The organism is Vibrio parahaemolyticus, from assembly GCF_900460535.1.
Lineage (GTDB): Bacteria > Pseudomonadota > Gammaproteobacteria > Enterobacterales > Vibrionaceae > Vibrio > Vibrio parahaemolyticus.
Genome location: NZ_UHIL01000001.1, coordinates 1,955,691 through 1,982,248 on the forward strand (window position 1 = coordinate 1,955,691; position 26,558 = coordinate 1,982,248).

Consider the following 26,558-nt stretch of genomic DNA (forward strand, 5'->3'; position numbering starts at 1 on the left):
CTCCTACGACAAATCTAACTTATGGCTGTGAGTCATGATGTTCTTCACCATCGCGTTTTTTTGGATAACAAAACTCAGCTCTTCACGTACTAAATCGACTGCTGATGTCATCTCTGGCAAAGACTTTAGCTCAGCCCAACAATGCCAAAGCGCCTGTTCTTTCTGAGCGCCAAGTGGGAAGCTTTGCGCTAGCATCGCTTTTAATGCTGCTCTGTCTGTTGGCGGCTCAGCCATTAACTGGCCAGCAAAATCTCCGAGCAACTCTTGTTTCAGAACGCTCAATAATTCCGGAACGGCATCATCCGTTCCTTTGGCGCTTTTCGCCTGATGAAAGGCGTACCACAGCGCTTCTTTTTGTGTTTGAGGATCAGAAAAAACGTCCTTTAACGAAGAAAGCACGCTTTGTTTAGAAACAGTCTCTGCTTCCTTGATCGACGCATACCAATCTTTAATTGCGTTGAGTTTCTCTTCTACTTTTGTCAGCGTGTCTTTGGGAGCTGAGCGAGAAACTTCGGCCGTGGTTTCTCGCGTCATAAGCTCGCTCATTCGCTTCGCATCGTCGCGTTCATAGTGACGAACATCGGTTGAATGAGCGGGCGTTTGTCCGACAAAGCTAGGGTCGACTCTCATCCAAGATTCCTAATGTCTTGGGTGAAGCTCGCCGCAAAAGCTTGGCTTTCTTCGCTGCCTTGAGCTGCCAGTTCCATCCAACGTTCAGCTTGGCTTAGTAACCCTGCTTTTGCAGCCGCTAGCGCCGCCAAACTGATCAGGTCAGGATACGCGGTACAAAGTGGCTCAAGTAATCGATGTGCCTCTTCGTACGCGCCTTTGTTCATCAGGCTCATCGCACGAATCATTACTACGACTTCTTCAGAGTTCGAGGTCTCCTCAAGGCAATCAGCAATCGTATTGGCCTCTTGATGGCGATGCATCCCCGTCGCCATCAAAGCAATTTCAGCCAACAGCTGGCGTAATTCTCGTTCCATGCATTACACCTTCTGCAGGATCGACTGCATTACATCTTTGATCGCACGAGTGGTGGTTGCGTTGATGTTGTATACCACCGACCATTTGTTGATAGCGTGCTGAAGTTCAGCCAGCTTAGATGGGTCGTCCGCGTTGCTTTCTAGATTTTTAATTGCATCAGTGACGGATTTGTTCGCGTCTTTCGCTTGTTGCTCAAGTTTCGTTTTAACGTCATCGAGGTTTACACTGTTGGTCGCATCGTAAAATGACATAGGATTTCCCTTTATTTTTGGTTAGCTTCGTATGTTTCAATCACAACCTGTGCCGCTGTGTATGCTTCATACTGTTTTAGTAGCAATTGATACTGCTGCGGAGGACACCCCAAGTCCAACTGACGCTTTACCGCTGCCTGTGCTTGTAAGAGCTTGCTCTTAATGTTTTGCACTTCAATGCCACTTAGGTCGTTATTTAGAATCTGTTCAAGATTTGTCATGGTTTTTCTCGCCTTCGTATCCAAGTTCAATAGTGATAACGCGCCCGCCTTTCACCAGCTCAATCCCTGCTGGCGTTACGCTGGATATGCGATAACCCTGCGGAGTGCGAGCCCCTACCATGTAGCGAACGTTATCGGTAAGAATGACGTATGGCACTTGGCCAAAATTAACGCTACGAAACGGGAAGTCGATGTCCGTGCCTTTGCTGACTTTGGGAATCGATTTCAAAACCAGATACGGCTTTTCACCATACTGCTCACGAAAATCCCGAGTCACGCCGTAAAAGCGTGTGGTTTCGATGTCGTCTAATTCACCACGTACTTCAATGCGGTCACCACTTGTCACTAATTGAACTTTTTTAAGCAGCTCCGCGTTGGTGAGCAGCTCTTTTAATGTGTCCATGTATGCGCCTGCACGCTGCAGTTCGACTTTCCAAGCGACCAAACCGGGTACATCGCGTTCTAAAATTTGTTCGACTTGGTTCCATTTGCTGGCGTCATCGATGTAGCCCGTCAGCAGCAACGTGCCAGTTTCATCCCCGTTCTCGACTTTCACTTGGTGATAGCCAAGGTTACGAAGAATAAAGCGCACGCCTCGGCGGATTTCTTCCATCGTTCTTAGGTCACTTTTGTAGTTAATCCCCAGAACATCGATTCTTCCAAGCAGTTGCAGTTTCTGCGTTCTGTCTTCGACATAACCTTCTAAAACTGCTTGATGAGCAGTAGCGTTCCACTCCACACGCACATCATTGAGCCCAAGCTCATTTAAAATATTGCGTACCAACACAATCGGTTCGGCTTCTGCCACAACTTCACTGTCATTGCCATTGGCTTGGCTGTACCACATGCCAGCGAATATCGCGCTTGGTATCGCGCTGCACAGCACGGCTATCAGTGCGGTTCTTTTCCAGCTTGTGCTTTGCGCAGTAACGACTGGTGCATCTTGTTTGGTTTGAGCATCCGTAACGTTGGTGACAATCAGCTCGTCTTCAACGTAACCCAGTGCAAATTTCACCACACCAACAGAGATCACCGCGTGGCGCTCTAGCTCGATGCTAGATTCACCAACCGCTCGGTTTTCACCGTTGATGGTTACGTCCTGACATCCACGCAACATCACCGATTCACTGTCACACACTAAAGTGAAGTGATTGGCTTCTACGCCAGCATCCGATAACACAAGGTCTGCGATAAAGTCGTCGCTACCTAAAACCAATGCGCCTTCTGGCAGTGTGACTTCAACCCCGGAATGCACGCCGGATAAAATACGAATTTTCCATTGCTGCATTTCGGTTATGGCTCCTCTGAAGGGCGAACACATTCAGCCTGTGAAAGGTCACATTCCGCCACTTTGACTCGCCAGCCTACTTGCCCGGACGGCAATTGACATTGAGTTAACAGCGAGGATTTTTGCTGTGACAGTAAGTCTTGCTGGTAACGTTCTGCCTGCGTTTTTGACGTACAGCTGAATACTTCAACAACCGATTTAAATTCTGCGCTATTGTTCGAGATATTGTTGAGCTGGCCAATACTCGGGCGCAAATCATGCTCATTACCTATCAGCACGCTGTCGCCAATGCCATCAACCACGATTCTCGGCTCGATAATGAACATGCGAACTGTGCGGCGCGTTGTGTTGGTGTTACTACGGAACAAAGCGCCTAGGTATGGAATGTCGCCCAACAGTGGGACTTTACGTAGCTGATGGCTAACTTCGTCTCGGTATACGCCACCAATGAGTAAGCTTTGCCCTTGTTTTACCGTCGCTAACGTACTGATTTCGGTTTTACGTACTGATGGAAGATCATCCACACCACCATCTGGGATCTTTGCGCCATCTTCTAAGTGAAGGCTCAAGTTGATCTCTGGTCGCGTCGCGAATCTGTCGCCGACGATACGAGGCACAATGCGCAACAAGGTGCCATACGTCACTTCTTCCAAAGCCGCCGTCTCTTTGCCAACCAATTTGACGTAAAACGTGCTGCTGTTGTTTAGCACCGCTTCGACGTTTTCTTGCGTGAGCAGCGTTGGTCTGGAAACGACTTGCGCACTGCCTTTCGATTCCAATAAACGAATTTGTGCCAACAAGTAGTTCAAGTTGGTCGAATCCAACAAGGACTTGAAACTCTGACCACTGCCCAATGTGACATCACCGTTATCAACGTCGCCGGTTGTTTTGATGTCGACAATGCGGTTGTTTCCAACCGATACACCCGCGCGCCAATCCACACCGAGCTGACGTAAATCGTTTGCGCTGATGTCCACAATAGATAACGCAACCTCGATACGAGATTGTGGCTGATCGAGTTGAGCGACCAGCTTGCGATATAACGGCAGTCTTGCTTGGGTATCGCGAACGATGATCGCATTCAGCCCCGGCTCCGCTTCTACGGTTGCACCGCCGTGCACAGACGCAGTTTTGCCGCGAGGTTTTGCTGCTTCTGCGGGTAATCCGTTTACAGGCGATGTTTGTACAGACGCAGAATCCGTAATTTGAGTTTGAACACCGCCAACCACACGGCTCAATACCGAAGCAATCCCCGGAACGGTAATGCTTTGGTCGCGATACGAGATACTTCTGTCCGTCGCCGAGGCATATTTAAGCGGAATGAGTTCTACAAACAGCTCATCCGTCGAGTTGGACTTTTGCAGCAATCGGCTCTCTAACGCTTCTGCGGTTTGTACTACTAACTCAACGTAACGCGGCGGTCCAGCTAGATAGACCAGCCCTTTGTTCTCGGCAGCGCGCCAACCATAACGAGCATCCCAAACACCGGTTGAAATCAAGGTACTGCGAAGCTCGCGCGCGGTAAGCAGTTCCAATTGCAGCAATCGGGAGCGCGTTTCTGTCGCTTTGTAAACGTGCAGTACTGCGCCATCGAAGTACCACATCAAGTTATAAACTTGCGCTAGGTAGTCGAGAAACTCCGCTGGATCTTCTGGCGTGAATCGACCACTCACTCGGTCATTCACTTTGTCGCTCACAGACACCGATACTCGGTAGTTGGCACCAAAGTTGTTAAGCAGATCTTTCAGCGAATCGTTATCGGCATAGTAACGAAATGGTTGTTCTGGCCAATTGAGCTCTGTCGCTTGTACAGAAAACATCGGAACGACACACAGTGCGCACAATGTCATTTGGGCGGCAATGCGCCCTATTTTTGGCATGAGAGTTCGCATTACGGTAACCACACATGATGATTGATGGTGTGATTAACACGCTCGTGTTCAAGCAATTCCATGTAGCGTTCACACACGTTGGCATGTTGCGCAAGAAGTTCTGCAAACTGCTCATTTGAAGTGTTTTCTATCATCGCTTTGCCTTGCAAAATCAATTGTTGATCAGCGTTTGTGGTGAGCACGCTTGGCGTATCTCGAAGCGTTTTTAGTGATAGCTGCATACAACGTTTTAATGCTTGTTCTTGTTGGTAATTGAGATGTTCATTGAATCGAAGTGGTAAGGCAGTTTCCCATAAGATCCATGATGAGTGCTGTTTGATTGTCAGTGTTAACTGGTCTACTTCGATGGTGTAAGCGCCATTTTCTCCGGCAATAAAAGGCCCTATCCCTAGCGTTTCCGCTAGAGATTTCATCATTTTATCTAACATATACTGCCCTATTTAAATCTGGCTGAGATGGTTACAAGCCTGACCGCATTGGCCACTTTGAATATCAAAATAGTAGTGATCAACATCGCCAACGATCTGCATGTCTTTAAACCATTGCCACACTTTAGCAACGGCATTGAGGTCGTTATAAACCACGTCACATGCATCCCAGACTTCATTGAGATCCGGTGCTTGTAAACGAGCCTCAGAGCACCACGTTTTCCAATCAGAGATGAACATATCCGTCGTTGAAGTGTAGTCCGCCAGTTCTTTCAAGTTGCTTAACGACGGTTGCCACTTATCGACCAACGCTTTATGAGATTCAATTACTTGTGACTGCTGCTCGTTCAGTGTATTTAGCTGCGCTTTTAACTGCGTTTGCTGGCTCTCAATCAACGCAAGTTGTTGTTCGACAAAAATCGCGCTGGTGTCTTCACCCGATAACTTCGACCAGTACTCTTTTTGAATGTCCAGCTGATTCATCAGTTGTTCCACTTTGACCGAGGCGTGCAACGCACTTTGGTCGGTTTGTCGATGAATCCACTCGGTCAACGCCAAGTAACAACAAAGGATCAGCGTTTTTGGCGTGGCCAAATTAAAGCGAAAACCCAATCGAGAGTTGATGTATTCGAGCCTCTGCTCAAAGGTCGCCACTCGTTGACTGTCACTTAACTGAGCGCCAATTTCTAAAAACAGACGCATGGCAAAACGGTCAATCGATGTGCCTAGTCTCAAATACGTTTTCACCAATTGGCTGGCGCACAAACTGTCCACCACACTTCTGTCCAACAAGCGTTGCAACAACGATAACTGGTCGTCATTCAGCACACCTTCACTCAACAGCTGTCGGTGATTCACGTGGACAACATTGAGATCCTGTGATGGCTGAGACGCACTCTCATATCGTGCTCCTCTTTGCAAAACAGTGACTTTCCTTTGCGTCACAATGCTGTCAGGAAAAAGCGAACGGCGTCGCCAATGCTGCTTTTTCATTTGTGTTCTTCTCCGCATCCCTTTCGAACACTCCAGAATGAAAGGGATGTAATAAATTTGAATTATTCGTTCTTACGCTGAACATAATAGAATTTTATGTCCGTCGGTGACTTTCAAAATTAGTCAGAAAATTTTAGTCATAAGTCATTTCAATTAGCGATGGCGACTTGCTCATCACCGGAACGGACCTTACTTGGCGTAGTGCCAAAGCGACGTCGATAACTTTGAGTAAAGTAAGATTGGCTGGAAAATCCCGCTTCCATTGCCACGTCGACAATGCTCATTTTGCTCGTCAGCAAAAGCTTGTGTGCGTGCAATAAGCGACGCTCACTGATCCAAGCTCTTGGAGAGATGCCATAGTGCTCATTAAAAAGCTCTTTAAAGGTTGTGAGACTGGCACCAAATTCTTGAGCATAATCCGTCAGCTTCCACTCTTTCAAATAGTGCTGCTCCATAAAGCGGCGTAAGCGGTCTGAGGTTCGGTTAGTTTGCTGCGATAGCAAGGCATAGAGGACTTCGCCCCCTTGACTGTGCAGCAATAGAATCAGCATTTCTTCGTACTTCAAACGCATGATGGCGTCTGGGTACGACTGCTCCTCCAGCGTTTTCATGCCGGAAAGCACTTGCTCAATGAGAATGTTCAAACCAAAAGAAAACAAACCCGAGTTGAGTTTGTCCACTTTTGGCAACGTCATGAGAAGATCGCTGTGTTTTTGCAGTAATTGGCTTACTAGCTCATTGTCGAATTCAATGATAGATGAGTGATAATTCCCACCCTGTGGTGAGTACTCTAACAAGTAGTCACCTTGAGAGAGAAATACCCCACTCCCGGCAACGACATCTATGGTGCAATCGCCAGTTTGAACTCGTAATTGACCATTGTGAACGACAACAATATGAGATTGGTCTGAGTGAAATACTTCGTCATGTTTTTCGTAGTGAGAAAAACTGCGAATTTTTCGCAAGCTAGAGCCGACCGTTTCTGTGTTTAGTTGGCCTGACACATCCATTTTCTACCCTTCATAATTTTTAATTTCTCTCTTGTGTAAAAGAGAAACTGTCAAAGCACTACTTTGTTTGTTGTTATTTCCTAAGCAGTACAATTTCAATTAAAGAAGCAAAGAAAAGAGCATAGAAGTTCATATCACTTACCATACCCCCCGAAATAAATAGCGAATAGCTTAGAAACCGCCATTCCTTCGAGGAATTAAGCAGCCTAAGCTCAAATACAGGCTTCTGAATGAGTAGTTTTTTTATTTTCAGATAGCGCTTTTACTTTCTTATAAGTCTATTTTTTATTAAATAACGTTATGCTATTTAAACTCTGACTTTGTTTTTATATTAGAATAAATTAAATTACTAATATGATAATGAAAATTAGGAAAACCGCATTTCCAAAACCTTCAAATTGTTTGTTTTTTAATCCAAAACGCCAAGCCAACGTGTTCAAGGCGTAGGATATAATCATAAATCACACGCTTGTGGCAATAGTTATTAATATAATTTCCAACTGTCCCGATGACTCATTTTTCGCAATTTTATTTATAAAAACGCTCAACAATTCTTTCACATTGAATTGGCTATTTCTATTCACATTTAATAAATTAGATAGCGCTAATCAAATGTAACCGATTACTTTTTTGTTTCTATTTCTATAGGAAAAAGTCTTAAATCCACTTTCTGACTTCCCTCTCTGAATATATATTTCTGCTCATTTTGGGCGATAATTTGACCTTGAGAATAGAGTTTCCCTATCACTTTCATTTCTCCTTTCCCGGCTTGAATTGGCGCAATAAGAAAAGAATATTGAACTGGTAACTGAACACCTTGATATTGCTGAGAAGCAACAGTAAGACATTGATTTTCAAAAGCTTGACACATCTCCACCTCTATATAGGTCGAAACTGGAGGATGGTATCCTTCGACAGAAATCCACCCATATACATCCGCTTGGCTCTGAACGGAAAATGGCTGTGCAGTCCCCACGAACTGAGCGCATCCAGTCAATAACATTAAACCGATAAGACCGGCCCACTTACTGCTTTTCATTTAGGCTCCCATAAATTATTTTTATCGTCTTATTATGATTTATTTTTACACAACTTCTTATGTGTACGTTTAAATTTTCGGCTTATATTTATTCTACAGATGGACAGCAATAACGTTCCACGTACAACACGTAATTAACATAGTATTTAATTTTTGAGATAACACAATTCTAATTCTTCATCGCTTGTCGATATAAACCAAAATCTCACCATAATAGAATTTAATAACCGTTAATCTTTATATGCACCAGCACTCATTTGTAAGATTAGAAGCAAGGTGTCAATTCTGGGTTTCCGGCCAAAATATAATAACTAACAACCAAAATTGATAAACACACCCCACGATATCGAATATGTTTCCCGATAAAATTCTCAAAAGGACTGTTTCTATGTCAGCACGCCAAACTATCGATGAGGTTTTACAGAAGTTTGCTCATCAAATAGGCTTGCCTGAACTGCATTTGACGGACAATGAACTAAGCTTAGCTTTTGATGATCACTTAAAGGTTCATTTCATCTTTCATCCAGAAACGAATACGCTGCAACTGGAAGCGGAAATTGTTGGATTACAAATCGTCAATTCTGATCTTTATCGTTCTTTTTTGGCGTTCAATTACCATTGGCCAGAACACCAATTATTTTTCAGTTTAGATAATCATAGGCACGTACTGTGTTTGAATAAACTGATTGGCATCGAGCAATTGGATTATGAATATTTTGAAAATGCGTTGGCGGAATTGTTGACGCAAAGCGAGTCATGGGAGTCGTTGCTATCTGCTCACGTAGTGGCCGAAGAGACGCCTGCTATGCCTCAAAGTTTAGATCTGAGAGTTTAGGTGTCTTATGTCTAATGACATCCAATCTGCACGCAACAGCCAACCCATTCACGGATTGGAGCAAGTAGAACAACGTGAACTTGCGCCACAAGGAACGTTTCAAGGTCGCAAAGTAACCCTACTCTCTTCATCAGAAAACAAACAGGCACGCATGAGCTCAAAGCGAGAGCTGAGCGAATGTTTAAACCAGTTCGCGAGCCTTGAATCGTGCAATCAAGTGTTGGATTTTGAAAAGCCAACTGGATTTGAGAAGCAAAGCGCTGCTATCGAAAAGCTTTTTGAGCGAAAGATAGATGTGATTGCTCGAAGCGAAAAGTAAACACAAGTTATCACGCACGCACAGCTCCCTTTTGTGGTTTAATGAATGCCAATAAAAAACCCCGACAATTCGGGGTTTTGAGTTCGTATTTAACTTAAGATATCAAGCTTAGAAAAAGCCTAACGGGTCAATGCTGTAGCTAATCAGTAAGTTCTTAGTATTTTGGTAGTGATCCAGCATCATCTTGTGCGTTTCACGGCCGATACCCGATTTCTTGTAGCCACCAAACGCTGCGTGTGCAGGGTAAGCGTGGTAACAGTTGATCCAAATGCGACCAGCTTCGATATTACGGCCCATGCGATATGCCACGTTTGCATCACGCGTCCAAACGCCTGCACCTAAGCCATACTCCGTGTCGTTCGCTATTTCCAATGCTTCCGCTTCATCTTTGAACTTAGTGATAGCAATCACTGGGCCAAAGATTTCTTCTTGGAAGATTCGCATCTTGTTGTGGCCTTCCAGCATTGTTGGCTGAATGTAGTACCCTTGACTGATTGACTCTGGCTGTTCTGATACACCGCCACCAAAAACCACTTTTGCGCCTTCTTCACGGCCGATTTCTAGGTAACTTAAAATCTTATCAAACTGTTCTTGAGAAGCCTGAGCACCAACTTGAGTATCGGTATCGAGCGGGTTACCTTGCTTGATTAACTGCGCACGTTCCGTCAGTTTCTGTACGAACTTATCGTAAATCGCTTCATGAACCAGCACACGAGATGGACAGGTACAAACTTCGCCTTGGTTGAAGAAACCAAGTAACGTACCTTCAATACACTTATCGAGATACTCATCTTCGTAGTCGAAAATATCTGAGAAATAGATGTTTGGAGATTTACCACCCAACTCAACTGTCGATGGGATCAAGTTGTCTGCCGCACATTTTAGAATGTGATTGCCAACTTGTGTTGAGCCCGTAAACGCGAGTTTTGCAATGCGGTTGCTGGTTGCTAACGCTTGGCCTGCTTCTGAACCAAAACCGTTTACAACGTTGATGACGCCCGGAGGAAGAAGATCACCGATTTTTTCCATCAAAACTAGAATGGACGTTGGCGTTTGCTCTGCTGGCTTCAATACCACACAACAACCCGCCGCAAGTGCCGGTGCCAGTTTCCACGCAGCCATCAGCATTGGGAAGTTCCAAGGGATGATTTGACCAACTACGCCAATCGGCTCTGGGAAGTGATAGCTTGCCGTGTGCTCATCTAACTCCGCCGCACTGCCTTCTTGTGCGCGAATACAACCCGCAAAGTAACGGAAATGATCCACCACTAAAGGCAAGTCCGCCGCCAAGGTTTCACGAACTGGTTTGCCGTTTTCCCATGTTTCTGCAACCGCAAGTTCTTCTAAATGCTGTTCAATACGGTCTGCGATTTTCAGCAAGATGTTCGAACGTTCGGTCACACTGGTTTTCGCCCACTTTGCTTTGATGTTGTGTGCTGCATCCAATGCTAAGTTGATATCTGCCTCGCCAGAACGGGCAACTTTACAATACACCTGCCCGTTTATTGGTGAGATATTGTCAAAGTACTCACCACCCGTTGGTTTTACCCATTCCCCACCGATAAAATTATCGTAATGCGATTTGAAATTAACGATGGCATTTTCACTACCTGGCTGTGCATAGATCATAACTCTTCCTTTTGTTTCTCGTTCATTAACGACAGTGTCGTATCGCACTGTTCACAAAGAGCATTACGCAAGTCACACGCCAACTACGCCACACTTGTTGTTAATTAAATGTAAAACTATGATTACCAAGCGATAACAAACCAAGTGAGCGATGTTTGAGCGGATGTATGGTGTGAACACCAATGTTCAAGTGTTCCAAAATGGCACACCCTCACTGTGACAAAATGGTACAGTCATGGAACTTCAACACATTAGCGATAACAACTGGCTTTCTACGTCATGGATCCGAAGTGAACAGGCGGGTTTAAAACAGCGCCGACGCCCTGAAGATATTCGAGTGACACCAGCGACACTTCAAGATAGGCGTCATCAACTCAACTTCTTATTGGAAACCGTCACCCAGTTTGCTCTCCCGCTGTTTAATCAGCTTTTTGCTCACAGTGACAGCCGCTTAATTCTGACGGATGCCGACGGCGTCATCATCGGCAGTTGGGGACAACCTAAGTTCCGCGAAAAGTTGACCGAAATAGCGCTGAGTTCGGGGGCGTGTTGGCAAGAAAAGGTCAAAGGCACCAACGCGATTGGGACTGCGATAATTGAAGCAAAACCGGTCTCTGTCATCGGCGATCAACACTTTATCCAACACCATCGTTTTATTAGCTGCTCGGCCAATCCTATTTTCGATCATCTTGGTCATTTGATTGGCGTATTAGATATCACCAGCGAGCAAAAGAAACATGACTTCTCAACGCAGGTACTGGTGCAAAACATGGTGCTGCAGGTTGAAAATCAATTACTTAACTTGATTCCACAAGGGCATATTCGTGTGGATTTGGCGTGTGAGAAAGGCTTACTGAACAGTGGGTGGCAAGGGATTATCATCGCCAATGAAGATGGACAGATCCTTGCGCACAACCAAGTTGCTTCTCAACTCCTCGCGCAACAAAACGTCATCGGGCAATCGCTCGACGACATTCTTTCGATCCAGAGTGCCGACCATCCTTTCGTGTTCAAAACAAAGCCGCTGACCGACAAAAAAGTGAAGTCTCGTTCCGTTACCGCTTCCAATGATCTTCATTATGGTGATTCCACTGTCGAGCATTGCTGGCAACAAGCCAATCGCGTTATCGATAAAGACATCAGTTTACTGATTCTCGGAGAGACTGGGGTCGGTAAAAATGAGTTCGTGAAAGCACTCCATAAAAACAGCCAGAGAAAAACTGGCCCTTTGGTTTCCGTCAACTGTGGCGCACTACCGAAAGATTTGGTTGAGTCCGAATTGTTTGGCTACGTAGCTGGTGCATTTACTGGCGCAAACAGCAAAGGCTATCAGGGAAAAATTCGCCAAGCACACAAAGGGATTTTGTTTCTGGATGAAATCGCCGACTTACCGCTAGAAGCTCAAAGCCGATTGCTTCATGTGCTTCAAGATAAGACCGTACTTCCCGTTGGTTCAAACCAAAGTGTTCAAGTCGATACGCAAATCATCGCGGCCACGCATAAGGATCTCGATAGCTTGGTTAGCGAAGGATTGTTCCGTCAAGATTTATACTATCGTCTCAATGGTTTGATCATCGAATTGCCTCGCTTTGAAGAACGAGATGATAAGCAACAACTGATCGAGAATATCCATCGACGTCATGCTGAATCTGAACAACAACTCTGCCCTCACCTACTTTCTCTGCTGCTTTCTTACTCTTGGCCAGGAAACCTGCGAGAACTCGATAGTTTAATCAAAGTATCCGCGTTAATGGCGCAAGGTGAAGAAACGTTGGAGCTCGCTCACGTACCGACTCACCTGAGTAAGAAGCTCAGCCAAGCTCAAGACGTAACAACCGCTGCAGAGCCAACATTAAAACTGCGTGCAACCGTCGAAGACAAACTGCTTAAAACATATCAAGCAAATCAGGGCAACATAAGTAAAACCTCTCGTATGCTTGGCGTGAGTCGAAATACGATTTATAGAAAGCTGAAAAGCCTCGGCATATTGGGTTAATCCATAACCTCAGATACAAAAAGAGCACCTTTGCGGTGCTCTTTCTATTTTGAAACCTAGCTTACAGGCCGCCTTGTTGTTGCGCCTGTTTTACTAATGCCTGACGTTGAGTTTCCTTCTCAGAGATCACTTGGTTGTCCTTGTGTATTTCCTGATCCAATTCTGCCGGAATGAAAACAAAGTACTTGTTAAGAGTCATCTTAGAACCTCAATTTGTTGTGTTAATCACCTTCTTGGTCAACATAAACAACACCAGAAAAACACGTTTTACTGGATCCTTGTTGCTGGTTTCAAAAAATAAAGGATGTTCATTTATTAAACATCCTCCATGTGGGCGCTAATTATAGGCGTAGTTCAAAGGCTTACCTAGCACTCTTTTTCGCCTTTCTTGCAACCTTAGTTTCATTCTCAAAACTGATGCAATCACACATATTCAATAAAGTATTGTTAAACAAAGAAAAGTGATTTTTGATTCTATAAATCAACAGGATGAGAAGCACTTCCCATGCACCTTATAAAATTAAGGTAGGCGACGTTTCAAATTACAAATTCATGCAAAACAGTCACTGGCCTGTGCAGTAAAATTCTTTTGACGTGATAATCAAATAAGCTCATATCGCTGCAACTTCATCCACAAATTTGTCTACCAGTTCAATATTTCACCTTTTTTGAGAAATCTTTAGCCACTTTTTTGGGTGAAAATGCCAAGAAAGGAAGACAATCTAAGTGTGGAATATGACCACTCTTGTCTATCCCCACTCAGCTTTGGGAGGCGTTTATGAAAAGTAACAAACTTGGCCATGTGATGTCTTTCAGCAGAATGTTTTCCTTCATTGCGTTTTTGACGGCCACATTCGCATGGATTCTCAGCATGTATGCCCTATTCACTGTTTCTGTAGTGGCTCTTGTGGTCAGCGCAATTCTCTACCTCAAAGACAGATTCTATCAAAACAAGAAAACGACCACAGAAAAGAGCGCCTAGGCGCTCTTTATGTTTCCTAAAGCCAGACACAAAAAAGGATGCCACTGGGGCATCCTTTTATATTCAGTCGGTTTACTTAAAACGATTACACGTCGTAAGTTGTAGACGCTGTGTTGCCGCCTGTACCCGTCCAGTTAGTGTGGAAGAATTCACCACGCTCACGGTCGATACGCTCGTAAGTGTGAGCACCGAAGTAGTCACGTTGAGCTTGCAGTAGGTTCGCAGGTAGACGAGCTGTTGTGTAACCGTCGAGGAAAGTCAGTGCAGAAGTCGTACAAGGCATTGGGATGCCTGCTTCCAGAGACTTAGCTGCAACTTTACGCCATGCTACTAGGCTGTTTTGTAGGATACCTTTGAAGTAATCATCAGAGCCTAGGAATGCTAGTTCTGGGTTTGCTTCATATGCATCACGGATGTTGCCTAGGAACGCAGAACGGATGATACAACCACCACGCCACATAAGAGCAACGTTACCGTAGTTTAGATCCCAGCCATTCTCGTTTGATGCTTCGCGCATTAGCATAAAGCCTTGAGCGTAAGAGATGATCTTAGACGCTAGAAGCGCTTGACGTAGTGCGTCAACCCACTCTTGCTTGTCACCTTCTACTGGCGTGATTGTCTTGCCGAACAGTTTCTCAGCTTCAACACGTTGATCTTTTAGTGCAGATAGGCAACGAGAGAATACTGACTCAGAGATAAGCGTTAGTGGAATACCTAGGTCTAGTGCGTTGATACCCGTCCATTTACCTGTACCTTTTTGGCCAGCAGTGTCTAGGATTTTTTCAACTAGAGGTTCACCATCTTCGTCTTTGTAGCCAAGGATGTCAGCCGTGATTTCAACTAGGTAGCTATTTAGCTCAGTGTTGTTCCACTCAGCGAATACCGCTTGCATTTCATCTGCAGACATACCAAGACCGTCTTTCATGAACTGGTAAGCTTCAGTGATCAGCTGCATGTCGCCGTATTCGATGCCGTTGTGAACCATCTTAACGAAGTGACCTGCACCATCGTTACCAACCCAATCACAACAAGGCTCGCCAGCGTCAGTTTTCGCAGAAATACCTTGGAAGATAGGCTTAACCGCTTCCCAAGCTTCTGGAGCGCCGCCAGGCATGATAGATGGGCCAAAACGGGCACCTTCTTCACCACCAGATACGCCAGTACCGATGAAGTGGATGCCTTTTTCGCGTAGTGCTGCAACGCGACGGTTTGTATCTGGGTAGTTCGTGTTACCACCGTCGATGATGATGTCGCCTTTGTCTAGTAGAGGGACTAGAGCGTCGATGAATTTATCGACAACGTCACCTGCGCGAACCATTAGCATCACTTTACGTGGCGTTTCTAGCTTCTCTACTAGTTCTTCTAGAGAGTATGCACCGATGATGTTCGTGCCTTTCGCTGGTCCTTCCAGAAACTCGTCTACTTTGGCAGCAGTACGGTTGTGAGCTACCACTTTAAAACCGTGGTCGTTCATGTTTAGGATAAGGTTTTGACCCATTACTGCTAGGCCAATTACACCGATATCACCTTTCATTGTTTCTCTCCAATTGTCTTTCATTGACGAGCAAGCGCATTAAGCGATTTTTGCTGCTGCGTCCAAATCTAAATACCATTCCGTCAGACCCGATTTTGCATGGATCTTCGCCGCCGGATATGGAAGTACGTTAGCTGGTGAACTGTTGATTTCTTCAACAATGTCCGCTTTACCCGCGCCAAGTACTAAATAACTAATGCGTTTCGCTGCTTCTAATACGCGTGCGGTTTTCGACACACGAAGTTGACCCGACTCAGGATGCGCAGCTACAAGAGACAGGTTCGCATCATCATAATTCGTTTGGCCAGGGAACAGAGAAGCTGTGTGACCATCTGCACCAACGCCTAATAAGATCCAGTCAAACACAGGTGTTCCGTTTTCATTCGGGATCCCCTCTGCCATCTCTTTTGCAAAGCGCTCTGCTTCTACTTTAGGCTCATCTTCGCCGCGGATACGGTGAATGTTTTCCGCAGGAATATTTACTTGGCTAAACAGCAATGTGTTTGCTTCACCGTAGTTGCTTTCTGCATCATCAGGTGCCACGCAGCGTTCATCACCCCACCAGAAGTGAAGGTTTTGCCACTGAATCGAAGTTGCGTAAGCCTCAGAAGCCAACAGTTTAAACAGCATTTTTGGAGTGCTGCCGCCAGAAAGAGAGATGTGAACAGGTCGGCCCATTTCGCTGAACGCTTTCATGTCGTTAGCTAGGCTTTCTACTACCTGCTCCGCAGTTTGATAGATCTTATGGTTGATCATAGTTCACAGTAGTCCGTATCTGTTAGGTTTTTACATGGGAAACGCCAAGCGCGGTTGTCACGCTGAAGCAAGTCATCAGACTCTTTAGGACCCCATGTACCACATGCGTATCCGAAGAGTGATTGAGGATCTTGTTTGAAGTCTAAAATTGGCTGAACGTACTGCCAACATGCTTCAACTGCATCGCTACGTGCAAATAGCGTCGCATCGCCATTTAGAGCATCAAGTAGAAGACGCTCGTACGCAGTTAGCATTTGAGTCTCTTGCAGATCTGCGTAGTGGAAGTTCATTTTCACTTCCTTCGCTTTAAAGCCTGCACCTGGTTCTTTCAAACCGAAGCTCATCTGGATGCCTTCGTCTGGCTGAATACGAATGATCAGTTTGTTTTCCGGCGCATTTTGGCCAAACACTGGGTGCGGTGTTTGTTTAAAGTGAATAACCACTTCAGTAACTCGAGTCGGAAGACGCTTGCCAGTGCGCACATAGAAAGGTACACCATTCCAACGCCAGTTGTTGATGTAAGCTTTTAGACCAATGTACGTCTCAGTACGAGAATCGTCCGCTACGCCGTTTTCTTCACGGTAACCCGGAAGGTGTTGGCCGCGCACGTCTGATGCAGTGTACTGACCAAGTACAAGATCGTTACGTAGTGCTGTTTCATCCAGTGGTTTTAGGCATTGAAGCACTTTCACCACTTCATCACGCATTGAATCTGCGTTGATTTGTGCTGGTGGTTCCATACCGACCATTGCCAATACTTGTAGCAAGTGGTTTTGGAACATGTCGCGCACAGCGCCAGAGTTGTCGTAGTAGCCACCACGCTCTTCTACGCCTAGGAATTCAGCGCCTGTGATTTCCACGTAATCAATGAAGTTACGGTTCCAAAGCGGCTCAAACATCGCGTTAGAGAAACGGAAAACAAGCAGGTTTTGAACCGTCTCTTTACCTAGATAATGGTCGATACGGTAGATTTGATGCTCTTGGAAGTGCTCGTGAATTTCTTTATCCAACGTGCGTGCTGACTCAAGGTCGTAACCGAACGGTTTCTCGATGATCAGACGTTTCCAGCCATCTTCCTCATTGTTCAAACCATGTGCTGCAAGGCTTGCAGGGATCACACTGTATAGGCTTGGAGGTGTAGCTAGGTAGAAAAGCGTATTACGTTGTTCGAATTGATATTCGTCGGCAAGTTGGTCTAAACGTGTTGCCAGCTTGCTGTAATCTTGCGTGTCAGAAGTGTTAATTGCTTGGTAATGCAGATGGTTGATAAATGCATCAAGCGTTTCTGGCTCGGTTTTTTCCATTTCTTGAAGCGATTTTTTCAGCTTCTCGCGGTAGGACTCGTCACTGTATTCAGTACGACTTACGCCAAGAATGGCAAAACTCTCTGGAAGCTGCTTGTTCGCATAAAGGTGGTATAAAGCAGGAATGAGCTTACGATATGTAAGGTCACCTGAAGCACCAAAAATAACGATGCTGCTGTTTTCTGGTATTACCATCATCTTTCCCTTAAAAACGAGGTACTTATTGTGTGCCCGGATACGGCTAAAGGATGAGCCAACCCTATCAATGACACTCAAAAATAGAAAATTGGTCTTACCTATTACGTTGATAGGTAAAGTCTATAGGCCCAAAGAACCTCAAGAAGTTGCGCTCCTAATCATCAGAAACACGACGTTTTGAGGCCATTTAGGTCACTTATGTCTCAAGAGCACAACCTTGCGCTCAGTGGAGGAAAGTCCGACACGGGGCAGTATTGTCTACGACTATTTGATTTACATCAACACTTGGCTGTGCAAACGTTTAAATAACTTACTTAAAACGTCATAAATGTTTGTATTTTATGGATAAAAAAAGTAACACTTAAGTTAGTTAAAATTTAAGCAAAAACTCTAATTCGGACAAAACTTACCCACACTTGCAATCCATTACATAATAAGTGTGAAATAAGCCAAATCTATTTCCTCTGTGCAAATGTGTTAATCCGATTTGTTTTCATGGGACGAATCACTACTACGCCCTCATCTGTCAAAAACAACTTCATCAACCTTTTCTTTTAAAGATTATTTTTAGCTGATACAAAAAAGCGGTGACTAAAAATCACCGCTTTAACTGTTTTACACTCAAAATACGATCTGGGTTCGCGTTTTGTTACCGTATCACTTTTTTATAACAACGTTCCGGACGCCCAACCGTGCCGTAGTTTAGATCCGCTTCTAGTTCACCCGAGCTGATCAAATATTCTAAATAACGTCTTGCCGTGGTTCGGCTAGCGCCAATCTTTTCTCCTGCTTCATCAGCCGTTAGCGCGGCTTCCCCAACAAACAAGTCGCGAATTTTATCGAGCGTTACGCTATCTATCCCTTTAGGCAAGCGTTTAGGGCAACTGTCCGTTCTTGTATTTGATTGCAACATGCGGTCAACCAAACCTTGATCGAGGCTTTCCGCGACATCCAGCTGTTGGCGCTGAGTGATGTATTTTTTAAGTGCCGCTTCCAAGCGTGGGAACATGACGGGTTTCAACAGATAATCCACCACACCTCCGCGCATCGCTTGCTGTAGTGTGTCGACATCCCGAGCCGCGGTAATCAAAATTACATCACAAATTTGATTGTTTGAGCGCAGCGTATTCAGTATCTCCAACCCTGTACCATCCGGCAGATAAACATCCATCAAAAGCAGATCTGGCTTGAGCACTTCGAGCTGCATTTCCGCTTCTAATCGCGTCGTTGCAATGCCAACCACATCCAACCCTGCCAATTGGCTCAGGTATTTGTGGTGTAATTCAGCAATGGCAATGTCATCTTCAATGATCATCACTCGCGTTGCCATGTTCATACTTGTTCTTCCTTTGGCAAATACACGGTTATTCGCGTTCCATGTTCTGTGTTTGGTAGCATTTCAACATGCCCGTGATAGCGGGTCGCTAATTGGTTCACTAGGTGCAGACCTACCCCTCTATTTTGTCGAGATTTTGTCGAAATGCCTTTTTTGAAAAGGGTTTGAGGTTCAATGTTCTCTGGCAACCCACATCCGTGATCGCTGACTTCTAAAATCACTTCGTTGCCGTAATCGCTAACCGAGACTTCGATGTTTCGACGCTCTGATGCAACGTTGGATTCATTGCGAATAACGCTCAAAGTCGCATCAAACGCATTGTCGATCAAGTTGCCTAAAATGGTGACCAGATCTTCCGAATTTAACCATTCAGAAAGCGGCTCCAAGCGACTGCCCTCCTCGACCACCAGCTGCAAACCCAGTTCTCGTGCTCGCTCTGTTTTGCCCAACAACATACCCGCAATAAGCGGATCTTTTATGGTATCTCGCAAAAACTCAATCATGGCTTGATAATGGGCGGTTTCTTGCCCGATGAGCTTTTGTACAGCCTCAAGCTCACCCATTTGTACTAAGCCACTGATCGTATTGAGCTTGTTTCTATGCTCGTGAGTTTGAGAACGCAACAAGTCTGCATATTCTTTGGTTTGCGAGAGCTGCTCCGTAAGCTCATTGATCTCGTCGCGCAAACGAAAACTTGATACTGCCCCGACAATCTTTCCTTCCACAAAGATGGGTGAGCGGTTCGCAATTAACCGCTTATGATTAAGGAAAATTTCAATGTCGTGATCTTCTTGACCCGTTTCAAGAACGGTATATAAGTCGCTGTCGCGTAATGTATCCGTAAGCGGTTTGTTGAGCGCCTTATCTCTGTCAATGCCGAGAATCTGGCAAGCACTGCGGTTGATGGAACGAAGCACACCTTGTGCGTCAATGCTGAGTACACCTTCTTTGATAGTGCTCATGGTGACTTCCAGTTCACCATACAGACGGCCGATCTCTTCTGGTTCGAAGCCTAAAATCGCGCGCTGGAATTTTCGAGACGCGTAATTGGACACCACGGCATTTGCCACCACTACGACGACAACCATCAAAATTAAAAAAGCGAGGAATGGCTCAATGCGATCTTGGAGCCTGTCGAGCAAATACCCCACCGACACCACACCAATGATGTTACCTTGTGCGTCGAATATCGCCGCTTTACCGCGGACGGAATAGCCCAAAGAACCGCGCGCTGTAGACACATAGGATTGACCTTCGACGAGAGCTCGTTGGTTGTCTCCCCCTTTCATAGGCTTACCAATTCGCTCATCTACCGGATGAATTAAGCGCACGCCTTGGTTATCCCCAATCACAATAAAGGCCGCACCAATCGCTTTAGTGAGTGCGCGAAAGGACTCTTGATAAGGTTCTGGCTGCTGAGCTTCCACCATCTCAATGACGATTTCAGACTCTGCAAGGAAACGGGCAACACCGAGTGCCTTTTCACCCATTTCGTGTTCTTGATTGACTTTAAGGTAGGTAAAACCTGCGGCGACGAGCAGAAGTAACTCGATCAAGCCCGAGAGCGTCATAATGACCAGCATGCGCTTTCTAAAGCTGATGGTTCTCCAACTCATGGTACATCCTTACCGTTAACCCACTTCCACGTCACTGTGGTGTTGTTCTAAGTTAACATCGAGTTAACAGCAAGGCTTAGATCAGATGATAAATCTGTGAACACGGCAAACAAAGCGTGACTTTTATGGTGAATTAATAGGCGGCGTGAAACATAAAATTACATCCATTCATCAGGCACAATATTCCTTGCTGATATTCAATGGCATACATAAATTGCCCTTTAAAGCATGATTACGATCACACCAAATTTAGCGGTTTTTGAGGCACATTTAGACTTTCCATCGTATAATTTTTAGTCAAGAAGCCACAAAGAGCATCTTATAAGAAAGCAGTGAAGCTGGAAGTCTATTATTAGCTCAACATTGAAGTCAGGCAATTTGGAAATAACTTAATAAAAATACAAATACTGGCTATATGACAAACACTTAGACACCATCTGCAAACTGGAAAACTATAAACAGAGGTGAATTTATAGTTTAGAAGGAACACCAAACATGGAACGCGATACATTTGGAATTTGCCTGAATAAGGCTATGCTGTCAGAGAATATGTATTCAACTTTTACACACGTCAGGGCTTATGAAAAAAACGGAGGTAATGCTTCGGATCTCAAGGTGTTACTCTCGTTTCCTCAAATGAGCGGTAAAGATTTGTTGAACACGATGCGTGGTTCTCGCCAACTAGAATGGCGAGCGGAATTCCACTGCCCTCGTATGAAATAAACTCTTAACAACCTCGCGCTCAGTGATTGGCGATGCTGAGCGCTGATTTACCCTTAATTCTTCCTTTCAACCACTTAACAGCGTGAGTTGATTACTTTATATTAGAGCCAATACTCTACAACAAAGTAGCCATTATGAAACAAACTGGAAAGTTTTGGGTATTGGGCCTTATTAGTAGCTCCATTTCTCTTGCCTGCCATTCAGCACCGATCACGTTTGACACTGCGTGGCAGTTGTTACTAGAAAACAACTATTCTCTTAAAGCTCAACGTGCAAATGTTGAGAACTATCAATATCAAGAAAGCGCAACCAGCAACCTTAATCTGCCTCAAGTAAGCATTGGTGCTAACTACACACGCTTGGACACCGACGTTACTCTTTCAGGAAAACAGATCCTAGATAGCACTGGAACACACATTAATGTGCCACCTGCTTTTCAACCCATTTTTGGTGCCTTAGCGAACACCACTTCAACCATTACTGAGCGCGATATTTTCTCTTCTTCTATCCGTGCGATTTGGCCTATCTTTACTGGTGGCCGAATCTCAGCTGCGCAATCTGCCGCGGCGGGTAAAACCGATGAAGCGAAAAGTCAGTTAGCCATGGAGCAACAGGCTCGCTTTGAAGACCTTTCTAAATACTACTTCTCAGTTGTACTTGCCAAAGAAGTGCTCGCTACGCGCCAAACAGTAGAACAAGGTTTGAAAAAGCACCGAGATTTTGCCATCAAGCTGGAAGAGCAAGGACAGATCGCTCGCGTTGAACGCCTACAAGCTGAAGCCTCATTAGACAAAGCCAAAGTAGAAACACGCAAAGCCGCCAGTGACTTGAGTATTGCACAAGCTGCTCTTGGAAAACTTCTCGCGCAAGAGGATTCTGTTGAACCAGCAGAAACCTTGTTCATTAACGATAACCTACCACCACTGAGTGCATTTATCGATCAGACCTTGCTCACCTACCCTGGGCTCGACATTTTGGATGCCAAGCACAAACAGGCATCGAGCTTAATTAAGGCAGAGAAAGGAAAATACTACCCAGAAGTTTACTTATATGGCGATTACAGCCTGTACGAAGACGATTCGTTGGCGAGCCAAATGAAACCGGATTGGCTCGTAGGGGTTGGCGTTAACATTCCATTGATTGAATCCACAGGTCGAAGCGAAAAAGTCAAAGCTGCACAAAGCGTTGTATCTCAAGTTGATGCTCTTAAATCTCAAGCCAAACAAGACTTGTCTTTACTTGTGCAGAAAACGTATCTAGAAGCGCAGCAAGCGATTGATGAAGTGCAAGGCTTAGAATCCAGCATCGCACTAGCCAATGAAAACCTGCTTCTGCGAGAGAAGGCATTCACTCAAGGTCTTTCTTCTTCTCTTGATGTGGTTGACGCTCAGCTTTATGTCGCCAGTATCGAAACTCAACGTTCGGCGGCGCGCTTCCGCTATCTGATTTCACTAACCAAACTATTAGCATTAAGCAGTGAAATGAACAGCTTCGAACAATATCAAAATACCGCTTACGCCCCAGCGAAAATATCCAAAGAGGTTAAATAAGTCATGGCAGCAAAATCTTTAAAACCCGTTCTACTTTCACTTTGCGCCTTGGGTGTGGCTTCTTGGGTTGGCTATCAGTTTTACCAAGCTTATCAGCCAGAACCAGTTCGCTTGCAAGGTTTGATTGAAGCTCAGCAATACAGCATTTCATCAAAAGTCCCAGGTCGCATCGACGAAGTGATGGTTCGCAAAGGCGATGATGTTGAAAAAGGCCAGTTAATTTTTACGCTTCACAGCCCAGAAATCGAAGCGAAACTGGAACAAGCAAAAGCTGGTGAAAAAGCGGCAGATGCACTAGCGCAAGAAGCAGAGAAAGGTGCACGTGAGCAACAAATTCAAGCCGCGAAAGACCAATGGCTAAAAGCGAAAGCCGCAGCGGATTTGATGGAAAAAACCTATAACCGCGTGAACAACCTGTATAAAGATGGTGTGGTTGCCGAGCAAAAACGCGATGAAGCGTTAACCCAATGGCAAGCTTCTAAATACACCGAAAGTGCCGCTTTCCAGATGTATGAGATGGCGAAAGAAGGGGCTCGTAGCGAAACCAAAGTGGCCGCGGCGGAGAAAGCTCGTATGGCGTCTGGCGCAGTTGCTGAAGTGGAAGCCTATGCGAAAGATACTCAAATCTACAGTTGGTTTGACGGTGAAGTATCTCAAGTACTTTTACAAAGCGGTGAGCTTGCACCGCAGGGCTTCCCTGTCGTGACCGTCATCGACACTGAAGATGCATGGGCAACACTGAACGTGCGCGAGGATCTGCTTAAACACTTCACTAAAGACACCACATTTAACGCATACCTGCCAGCATTAGATAAAAGTGTCGAGTTTAAAGTCACGCACGTTGCAGTAATGGGCGATTTCGCAACTTGGCGAGCGACCGATGCAGCACAAGGTTTCGATCTGCGTACCTTTGAAGTAGAAGCTCGCCCTACTCAACCAGAACCAGAACTGCGCATGGGTATGAGCGTTGTGGTTGAGCTGTAATCGCTCAAGGTAAAAAATCTATGACGATTAAGGTTTCACAACGGCATGTGTTACGGCGCGACAAGTGGTTACTGTCGTGCTTAACTTGGGTGCCTATTTTGCTTTCGCTTACCATTTGGGGCGTGTTTTCTGCGGGGATTGCGAGAGACCTGCCGATTGGCGTGGTCGATTTACAACATTCGCAACTCTCTCGTAAGTTGATCCAAACGTTAGATGCCTCTTCAACGCTTTCTGTGGATTATCACTACACCAGTGCGAATGAAGCCAAGAATGCCATGATTGAAGGCGATATTTACGCTTTTACCGTCATTCCATCTAAGTTTGACCAAGACATTTTGCTGCATCGCCAACCGCAGCTTTCAGTGTTTTTTAACAGCCAATATATTTTGGTGGCAAAGTTAATTAATTCAGCCGTGGCACAAGCTCAAGGGTACTTTGATGCTCAGGTGCAAGTGATGGGCAATCTCGCCAAAGGCAATACAACGACGTTGTCCGCGCTCGGCCAAGCTGTGCCAGTGTCGACCCAAATCACCGCGCTGTTTAATCGCAACACTAACTACGCGCAGTTTTTGGTCACCGCTATCGTGCCTGCGATTTGGCAAATTTGTATCGTTGTGAGTACGATTTTGATCCTTGCGGCGCACTTTCGCATTTATGGGGGCAAAAATGGCTTTGAGTTTTTGGGTAATAAACCATACACAAAACTCAGCGCAATTTTGAGCCAATACATCCCAGTGTTTATGTTGCAAGGTGCCTTGTTCCTCTACTGGTTTTATGTGTTATTGGACTGGCCGATGGAAGGCAGTCTCGTAGTCATGTTACTGGCTCAATTGGTCACCGTTGTTGCCTGTATCATTATGGGCGCACTGTTTTTCTTTTTATCGATGGACCCTGCCCGCGCAATGAGTTTTGCTGGTGCGTTTACTGCGCCAAGTTTTGCTTTTATGGGGATTACGTTTCCAGTTTCCGACATGAACACGCTCGCTCATGCTTGGCGCTCACTATTACCTATCACCCATTACATCGAAGTTCAGGTTGGTCAGGCAAGCTACGGAGCCTCAGCCGCTCAATCGTTTAGTGCTTTGTGGCCAATGATCTGGTATGTGGTGCCACTCTTACTGACAGCCGCATTCATTCATAAATACCGAGCGGCAGCACTGTCGACTCAGCAAAGGGAGGCAGCATGACACTCTGGCAACTGATTAAAGCAGAGATTCGCTCTGTGCTGACCAACCCCGTCGTCACATTAACTGTTTTTGGTGGCGTGGTTTTTTATTCGTTTTTGTATCCGCTGCCATACGCACAACAAACCCCTAGAGAGCAGCCAATTGCGGTCGTAAACCTAGACGGAAGCCAAACCAGCCTAAAGCTAGAGCGTATGGTCGATGCGACACCTCAAGTCAAAATCGTCTCGCGTTTACATACAGTTGAGGATGCAAAACAAGCGTTTTTAAATCGCGAAGTTACGGGTTTCTTAGTGATCCCTGAGCACTTCTACAAAGACGTAATGTTAGGTAAAAGCCCGACTCTTGCGTACGCCGCAGACGCCTCTTACTTCTTAGTTTACGGCACGGTCGTTGAAGGTTTAGCTCAAGCAGGCGGTACATTAGGCGCACAAGTTAAAGTCAGTAAAATGGTGATTGAAGGCGTACCCCTTAGTTTGGCGAGCCACAATTACTCTGCTATCAAGCTGAACATGAAACCGACCTTCAACCCAACGATGGGCTATATCGAATACGTGGTTCCTGCTGTCTTTGTGCTGATTTTACAGCAAACACTTATTATGGCAGTTGGCTTGCAAACCGGTTCGCAGCGTCATGGCCGAGGCTACTGGTCTCAGGTATCAACCGGGTCATTGTTATTGGTAAGAACGTTGGTGTTTATTGCCATTTATTACTTACTGAGCGCGTATTACTTTGGTTTTAGCTTCGAACGTCTGAGTGTGAATCACATTGCCAAAGCAGGTGAGCTCTTAACCATGCTTTTCCCGTTCTTGCTGGGTTGTTGTGGGTTAGGCTTTTGGCTTGGCTATCTACTACCAAGAAGAGAACTGGTCACCTTAGTGGTTCTAGTCAGTTCAATGCCTCTCATCTTTTTAGCGGGCTTCATTTGGCCAGTTGAATCGATACCGGCTCCACTGCTTTGGATAGCCGATTTGAGCCCGAGTACTTGGGCAATAAAAGGCTTCTTGGCGCTTAACCAAATGGGCGCGACATGGCAGCAAGTTGCCAAACATTGGACAGCATTGTGGTTGCTTGTTGCGCTATGGGGTGGTGTGGCGTATTGGATAGCAAAACGTAACAACAAACCCGTTGTTACCGAAAGCCTAAGTTAATTTTTCTCTGCAGCTCAAAGAGATAAGTTGACAGAAATCACAATTCCATGACCAGATGAACAACAAAGGGGGCGAACTATCGCCCCCTTTGTTGTATTTGAACGCCTCACAACCTCAGATTGAAATTGACTTTAATCAAGGATTCGTCCGATAAATAACTTTAAACATTTGTGACAAATTTGTAACCAACACTCACAATAGCCTGCTCCAGCTTGACGTACAAAAATTCATCACTTTTAACATCGTTTTTTGCCATAAAAACCATCGAATTTTTGCATTTTATCGAATAACACCTTTCCTATACCGTAATTTTCGAGCGCACCAACGACTGTTTTATCAGCGGTTTCACAAG

At 45.3% G+C, this 26,558-nt stretch carries 26 protein-coding genes; 9 read left to right on the forward strand and 17 right to left on the reverse strand.

The features are described from left to right. Window positions 1–3: 3 nt before the first annotated feature. The 10 genes from vscH to DYB02_RS09605 all read right to left on the reverse strand — a co-directional run bounded on the left by vscH (window position 4) and on the right by DYB02_RS09605 (window position 8,109). Entirely contained in the window at window positions 4–630 is a 627-nt protein-coding gene (gene vscH, locus DYB02_RS09560) for a YopR family T3SS polymerization control protein VscH (protein WP_029804326.1), read from the reverse strand. Continuing rightward, window positions 627–986 carry a YscG family type III secretion system chaperone VscG gene (gene vscG, locus DYB02_RS09565; protein ID WP_005477707.1) on the reverse strand — a complete coding sequence of 120 codons (360 nt, stop codon included), beginning with the start codon at window positions 984–986 and terminating at the stop codon, window positions 627–629. The genes vscH and vscG overlap by 4 nt, the downstream gene beginning before the upstream one ends. A gap of 3 nt (window positions 987–989) precedes the next feature. Beyond that, window positions 990–1,238 carry a type III secretion system needle filament protein VscF gene (vscF, locus tag DYB02_RS09570; protein ID WP_021448600.1) on the reverse strand — a complete coding sequence of 83 codons (249 nt, stop codon included), beginning with the start codon at window positions 1,236–1,238 and terminating at the stop codon, window positions 990–992. Between the two features lie 11 nt (window positions 1,239–1,249). Further along, on the reverse strand, window positions 1,250–1,459 hold the full coding sequence (locus DYB02_RS09575) for an EscE/YscE/SsaE family type III secretion system needle protein co-chaperone (RefSeq protein ID WP_005464594.1): 210 nt from the start codon (window positions 1,457–1,459) through the stop codon (window positions 1,250–1,252). Next, window positions 1,446–2,747, reverse strand: a complete 1,302-nt coding sequence (gene vscD, locus DYB02_RS09580) for a SctD family type III secretion system inner membrane ring subunit VscD (RefSeq protein ID WP_029804324.1) — start codon at window positions 2,745–2,747, stop codon at window positions 1,446–1,448. The genes DYB02_RS09575 and vscD overlap by 14 nt, the downstream gene beginning before the upstream one ends. 5 nt (window positions 2,748–2,752) lie before the next feature. Then, complete coding sequence (gene vscC, locus DYB02_RS09585) at window positions 2,753–4,597, reverse strand: SctC family type III secretion system outer membrane ring subunit VscC (RefSeq protein ID WP_225878878.1); 1,845 nt, start codon at window positions 4,595–4,597, stop codon at window positions 2,753–2,755. 41 nt (window positions 4,598–4,638) lie between these two features. Beyond that, window positions 4,639–5,067 (reverse strand): YscB family type III secretion system chaperone VscB, encoded by a 429-nt coding sequence (gene vscB / locus DYB02_RS09590; protein ID WP_029804323.1) that lies wholly within the window; start codon window positions 5,065–5,067, stop codon window positions 4,639–4,641. A gap of 12 nt (window positions 5,068–5,079) precedes the next feature. Further along, window positions 5,080–6,078 carry a type III secretion system regulon anti-activator ExsD gene (gene esxD, locus DYB02_RS09595; RefSeq protein WP_074534445.1) on the reverse strand — a complete coding sequence of 333 codons (999 nt, stop codon included), beginning with the start codon at window positions 6,076–6,078 and terminating at the stop codon, window positions 5,080–5,082. Window positions 6,079–6,209: 131 nt separating this feature from the next. Continuing rightward, window positions 6,210–7,070 carry a type III secretion system transcriptional regulator ExsA gene (exsA, locus tag DYB02_RS09600; RefSeq protein WP_005464548.1) on the reverse strand — a complete coding sequence of 287 codons (861 nt, stop codon included), beginning with the start codon at window positions 7,068–7,070 and terminating at the stop codon, window positions 6,210–6,212. 622 nt (window positions 7,071–7,692) lie between these two features. After that, a complete protein-coding gene (locus tag DYB02_RS09605) occupies window positions 7,693–8,109 on the reverse strand; it encodes a YscW family type III secretion system pilotin (protein ID WP_029804318.1) in 417 nt (138 codons plus the stop codon). 388 nt (window positions 8,110–8,497) lie between these two features. Between DYB02_RS09605 and exsC the strand changes: the two genes are divergently transcribed. Then, on the forward strand, window positions 8,498–8,944 hold the full coding sequence (gene exsC, locus DYB02_RS09610; RefSeq protein ID WP_005464682.1) for a type III secretion system regulatory chaperone ExsC: 447 nt from the start codon (window positions 8,498–8,500) through the stop codon (window positions 8,942–8,944). A gap of 7 nt (window positions 8,945–8,951) precedes the next feature. Then, window positions 8,952–9,263: a T3SS regulon translocated regulator ExsE2 gene (gene exsE2, locus DYB02_RS09615; protein ID WP_021486476.1), complete on the forward strand. Its 312-nt coding sequence runs from the start codon at window positions 8,952–8,954 to the stop codon at window positions 9,261–9,263. A 108-nt stretch (window positions 9,264–9,371) separates the two neighbouring features. On the opposite strand, the gene exaC is transcribed toward exsE2, so the two are convergent. Further along, window positions 9,372–10,892: an acetaldehyde dehydrogenase ExaC gene (exaC, locus tag DYB02_RS09620; protein WP_029804316.1), complete on the reverse strand. Its 1,521-nt coding sequence runs from the start codon at window positions 10,890–10,892 to the stop codon at window positions 9,372–9,374. A 235-nt stretch (window positions 10,893–11,127) separates the two neighbouring features. Between exaC and DYB02_RS09625 the strand changes: the two genes are divergently transcribed. After that, the gene (locus DYB02_RS09625) at window positions 11,128–12,888 is read left to right on the forward strand and encodes a sigma-54-dependent Fis family transcriptional regulator (RefSeq protein WP_029804315.1); all 1,761 of its coding nucleotides are present in this window, start codon (window positions 11,128–11,130) and stop codon (window positions 12,886–12,888) included. A 61-nt stretch (window positions 12,889–12,949) separates the two neighbouring features. On the opposite strand, the gene DYB02_RS25655 is transcribed toward DYB02_RS09625, so the two are convergent. Continuing rightward, window positions 12,950–13,087 carry a hypothetical protein gene (locus DYB02_RS25655; RefSeq protein ID WP_005464410.1) on the reverse strand — a complete coding sequence of 46 codons (138 nt, stop codon included), beginning with the start codon at window positions 13,085–13,087 and terminating at the stop codon, window positions 12,950–12,952. A 579-nt stretch (window positions 13,088–13,666) separates the two neighbouring features. On the opposite strand from DYB02_RS25655, the gene DYB02_RS09635 reads away from it, so the two are divergent. Then, a complete protein-coding gene (locus DYB02_RS09635; RefSeq protein WP_005464314.1) occupies window positions 13,667–13,870 on the forward strand; it encodes a hypothetical protein in 204 nt (67 codons plus the stop codon). 85 nt (window positions 13,871–13,955) lie between these two features. Here DYB02_RS09635 and gnd read toward each other — a convergent pair whose 3' ends face one another. From gnd to DYB02_RS09660, 5 genes are all read right to left on the reverse strand, one after another. After that, window positions 13,956–15,404 (reverse strand): decarboxylating NADP(+)-dependent phosphogluconate dehydrogenase, encoded by a 1,449-nt coding sequence (gnd, locus tag DYB02_RS09640; protein ID WP_015296824.1) that lies wholly within the window; start codon window positions 15,402–15,404, stop codon window positions 13,956–13,958. Between the two features lie 39 nt (window positions 15,405–15,443). Next, the gene (gene pgl, locus DYB02_RS09645; protein WP_029804314.1) at window positions 15,444–16,160 is read right to left on the reverse strand and encodes a 6-phosphogluconolactonase; all 717 of its coding nucleotides are present in this window, start codon (window positions 16,158–16,160) and stop codon (window positions 15,444–15,446) included. Continuing rightward, window positions 16,157–17,659 (reverse strand): glucose-6-phosphate dehydrogenase, encoded by a 1,503-nt coding sequence (zwf, locus tag DYB02_RS09650; RefSeq protein ID WP_005500460.1) that lies wholly within the window; start codon window positions 17,657–17,659, stop codon window positions 16,157–16,159. Before zwf ends, pgl begins: the two co-directional genes overlap by 4 nt. Before the next feature lie 652 nt (window positions 17,660–18,311). Further along, window positions 18,312–18,998 (reverse strand): response regulator, encoded by a 687-nt coding sequence (locus tag DYB02_RS09655; RefSeq protein WP_029804312.1) that lies wholly within the window; start codon window positions 18,996–18,998, stop codon window positions 18,312–18,314. Continuing rightward, a complete protein-coding gene (locus DYB02_RS09660) occupies window positions 18,995–20,614 on the reverse strand; it encodes an ATP-binding protein (RefSeq protein ID WP_025508073.1) in 1,620 nt (539 codons plus the stop codon). The genes DYB02_RS09655 and DYB02_RS09660 overlap by 4 nt, the downstream gene beginning before the upstream one ends. Window positions 20,615–21,109: 495 nt before the next feature. On the opposite strand from DYB02_RS09660, the gene DYB02_RS09665 reads away from it, so the two are divergent. The 5 genes from DYB02_RS09665 to DYB02_RS09685 all read left to right on the forward strand — a co-directional run bounded on the left by DYB02_RS09665 (window position 21,110) and on the right by DYB02_RS09685 (window position 26,206). Further along, entirely contained in the window at window positions 21,110–21,337 is a 228-nt protein-coding gene (locus DYB02_RS09665; protein ID WP_005500455.1) for a hypothetical protein, read from the forward strand. A gap of 134 nt (window positions 21,338–21,471) precedes the next feature. Then, a complete protein-coding gene (locus DYB02_RS09670) occupies window positions 21,472–22,887 on the forward strand; it encodes a TolC family protein (protein WP_029845820.1) in 1,416 nt (471 codons plus the stop codon). 3 nt (window positions 22,888–22,890) lie between these two features. After that, window positions 22,891–23,871: an HlyD family secretion protein gene (locus tag DYB02_RS09675; RefSeq protein WP_005500450.1), complete on the forward strand. Its 981-nt coding sequence runs from the start codon at window positions 22,891–22,893 to the stop codon at window positions 23,869–23,871. Window positions 23,872–23,891: 20 nt separating this feature from the next. After that, complete coding sequence (locus DYB02_RS09680) at window positions 23,892–25,058, forward strand: ABC transporter permease (RefSeq protein ID WP_029806508.1); 1,167 nt, start codon at window positions 23,892–23,894, stop codon at window positions 25,056–25,058. After that, window positions 25,055–26,206: an ABC transporter permease gene (locus DYB02_RS09685; RefSeq protein WP_029806510.1), complete on the forward strand. Its 1,152-nt coding sequence runs from the start codon at window positions 25,055–25,057 to the stop codon at window positions 26,204–26,206. The genes DYB02_RS09680 and DYB02_RS09685 overlap by 4 nt, the downstream gene beginning before the upstream one ends. Window positions 26,207–26,558: the final 352 nt, after the last annotated feature.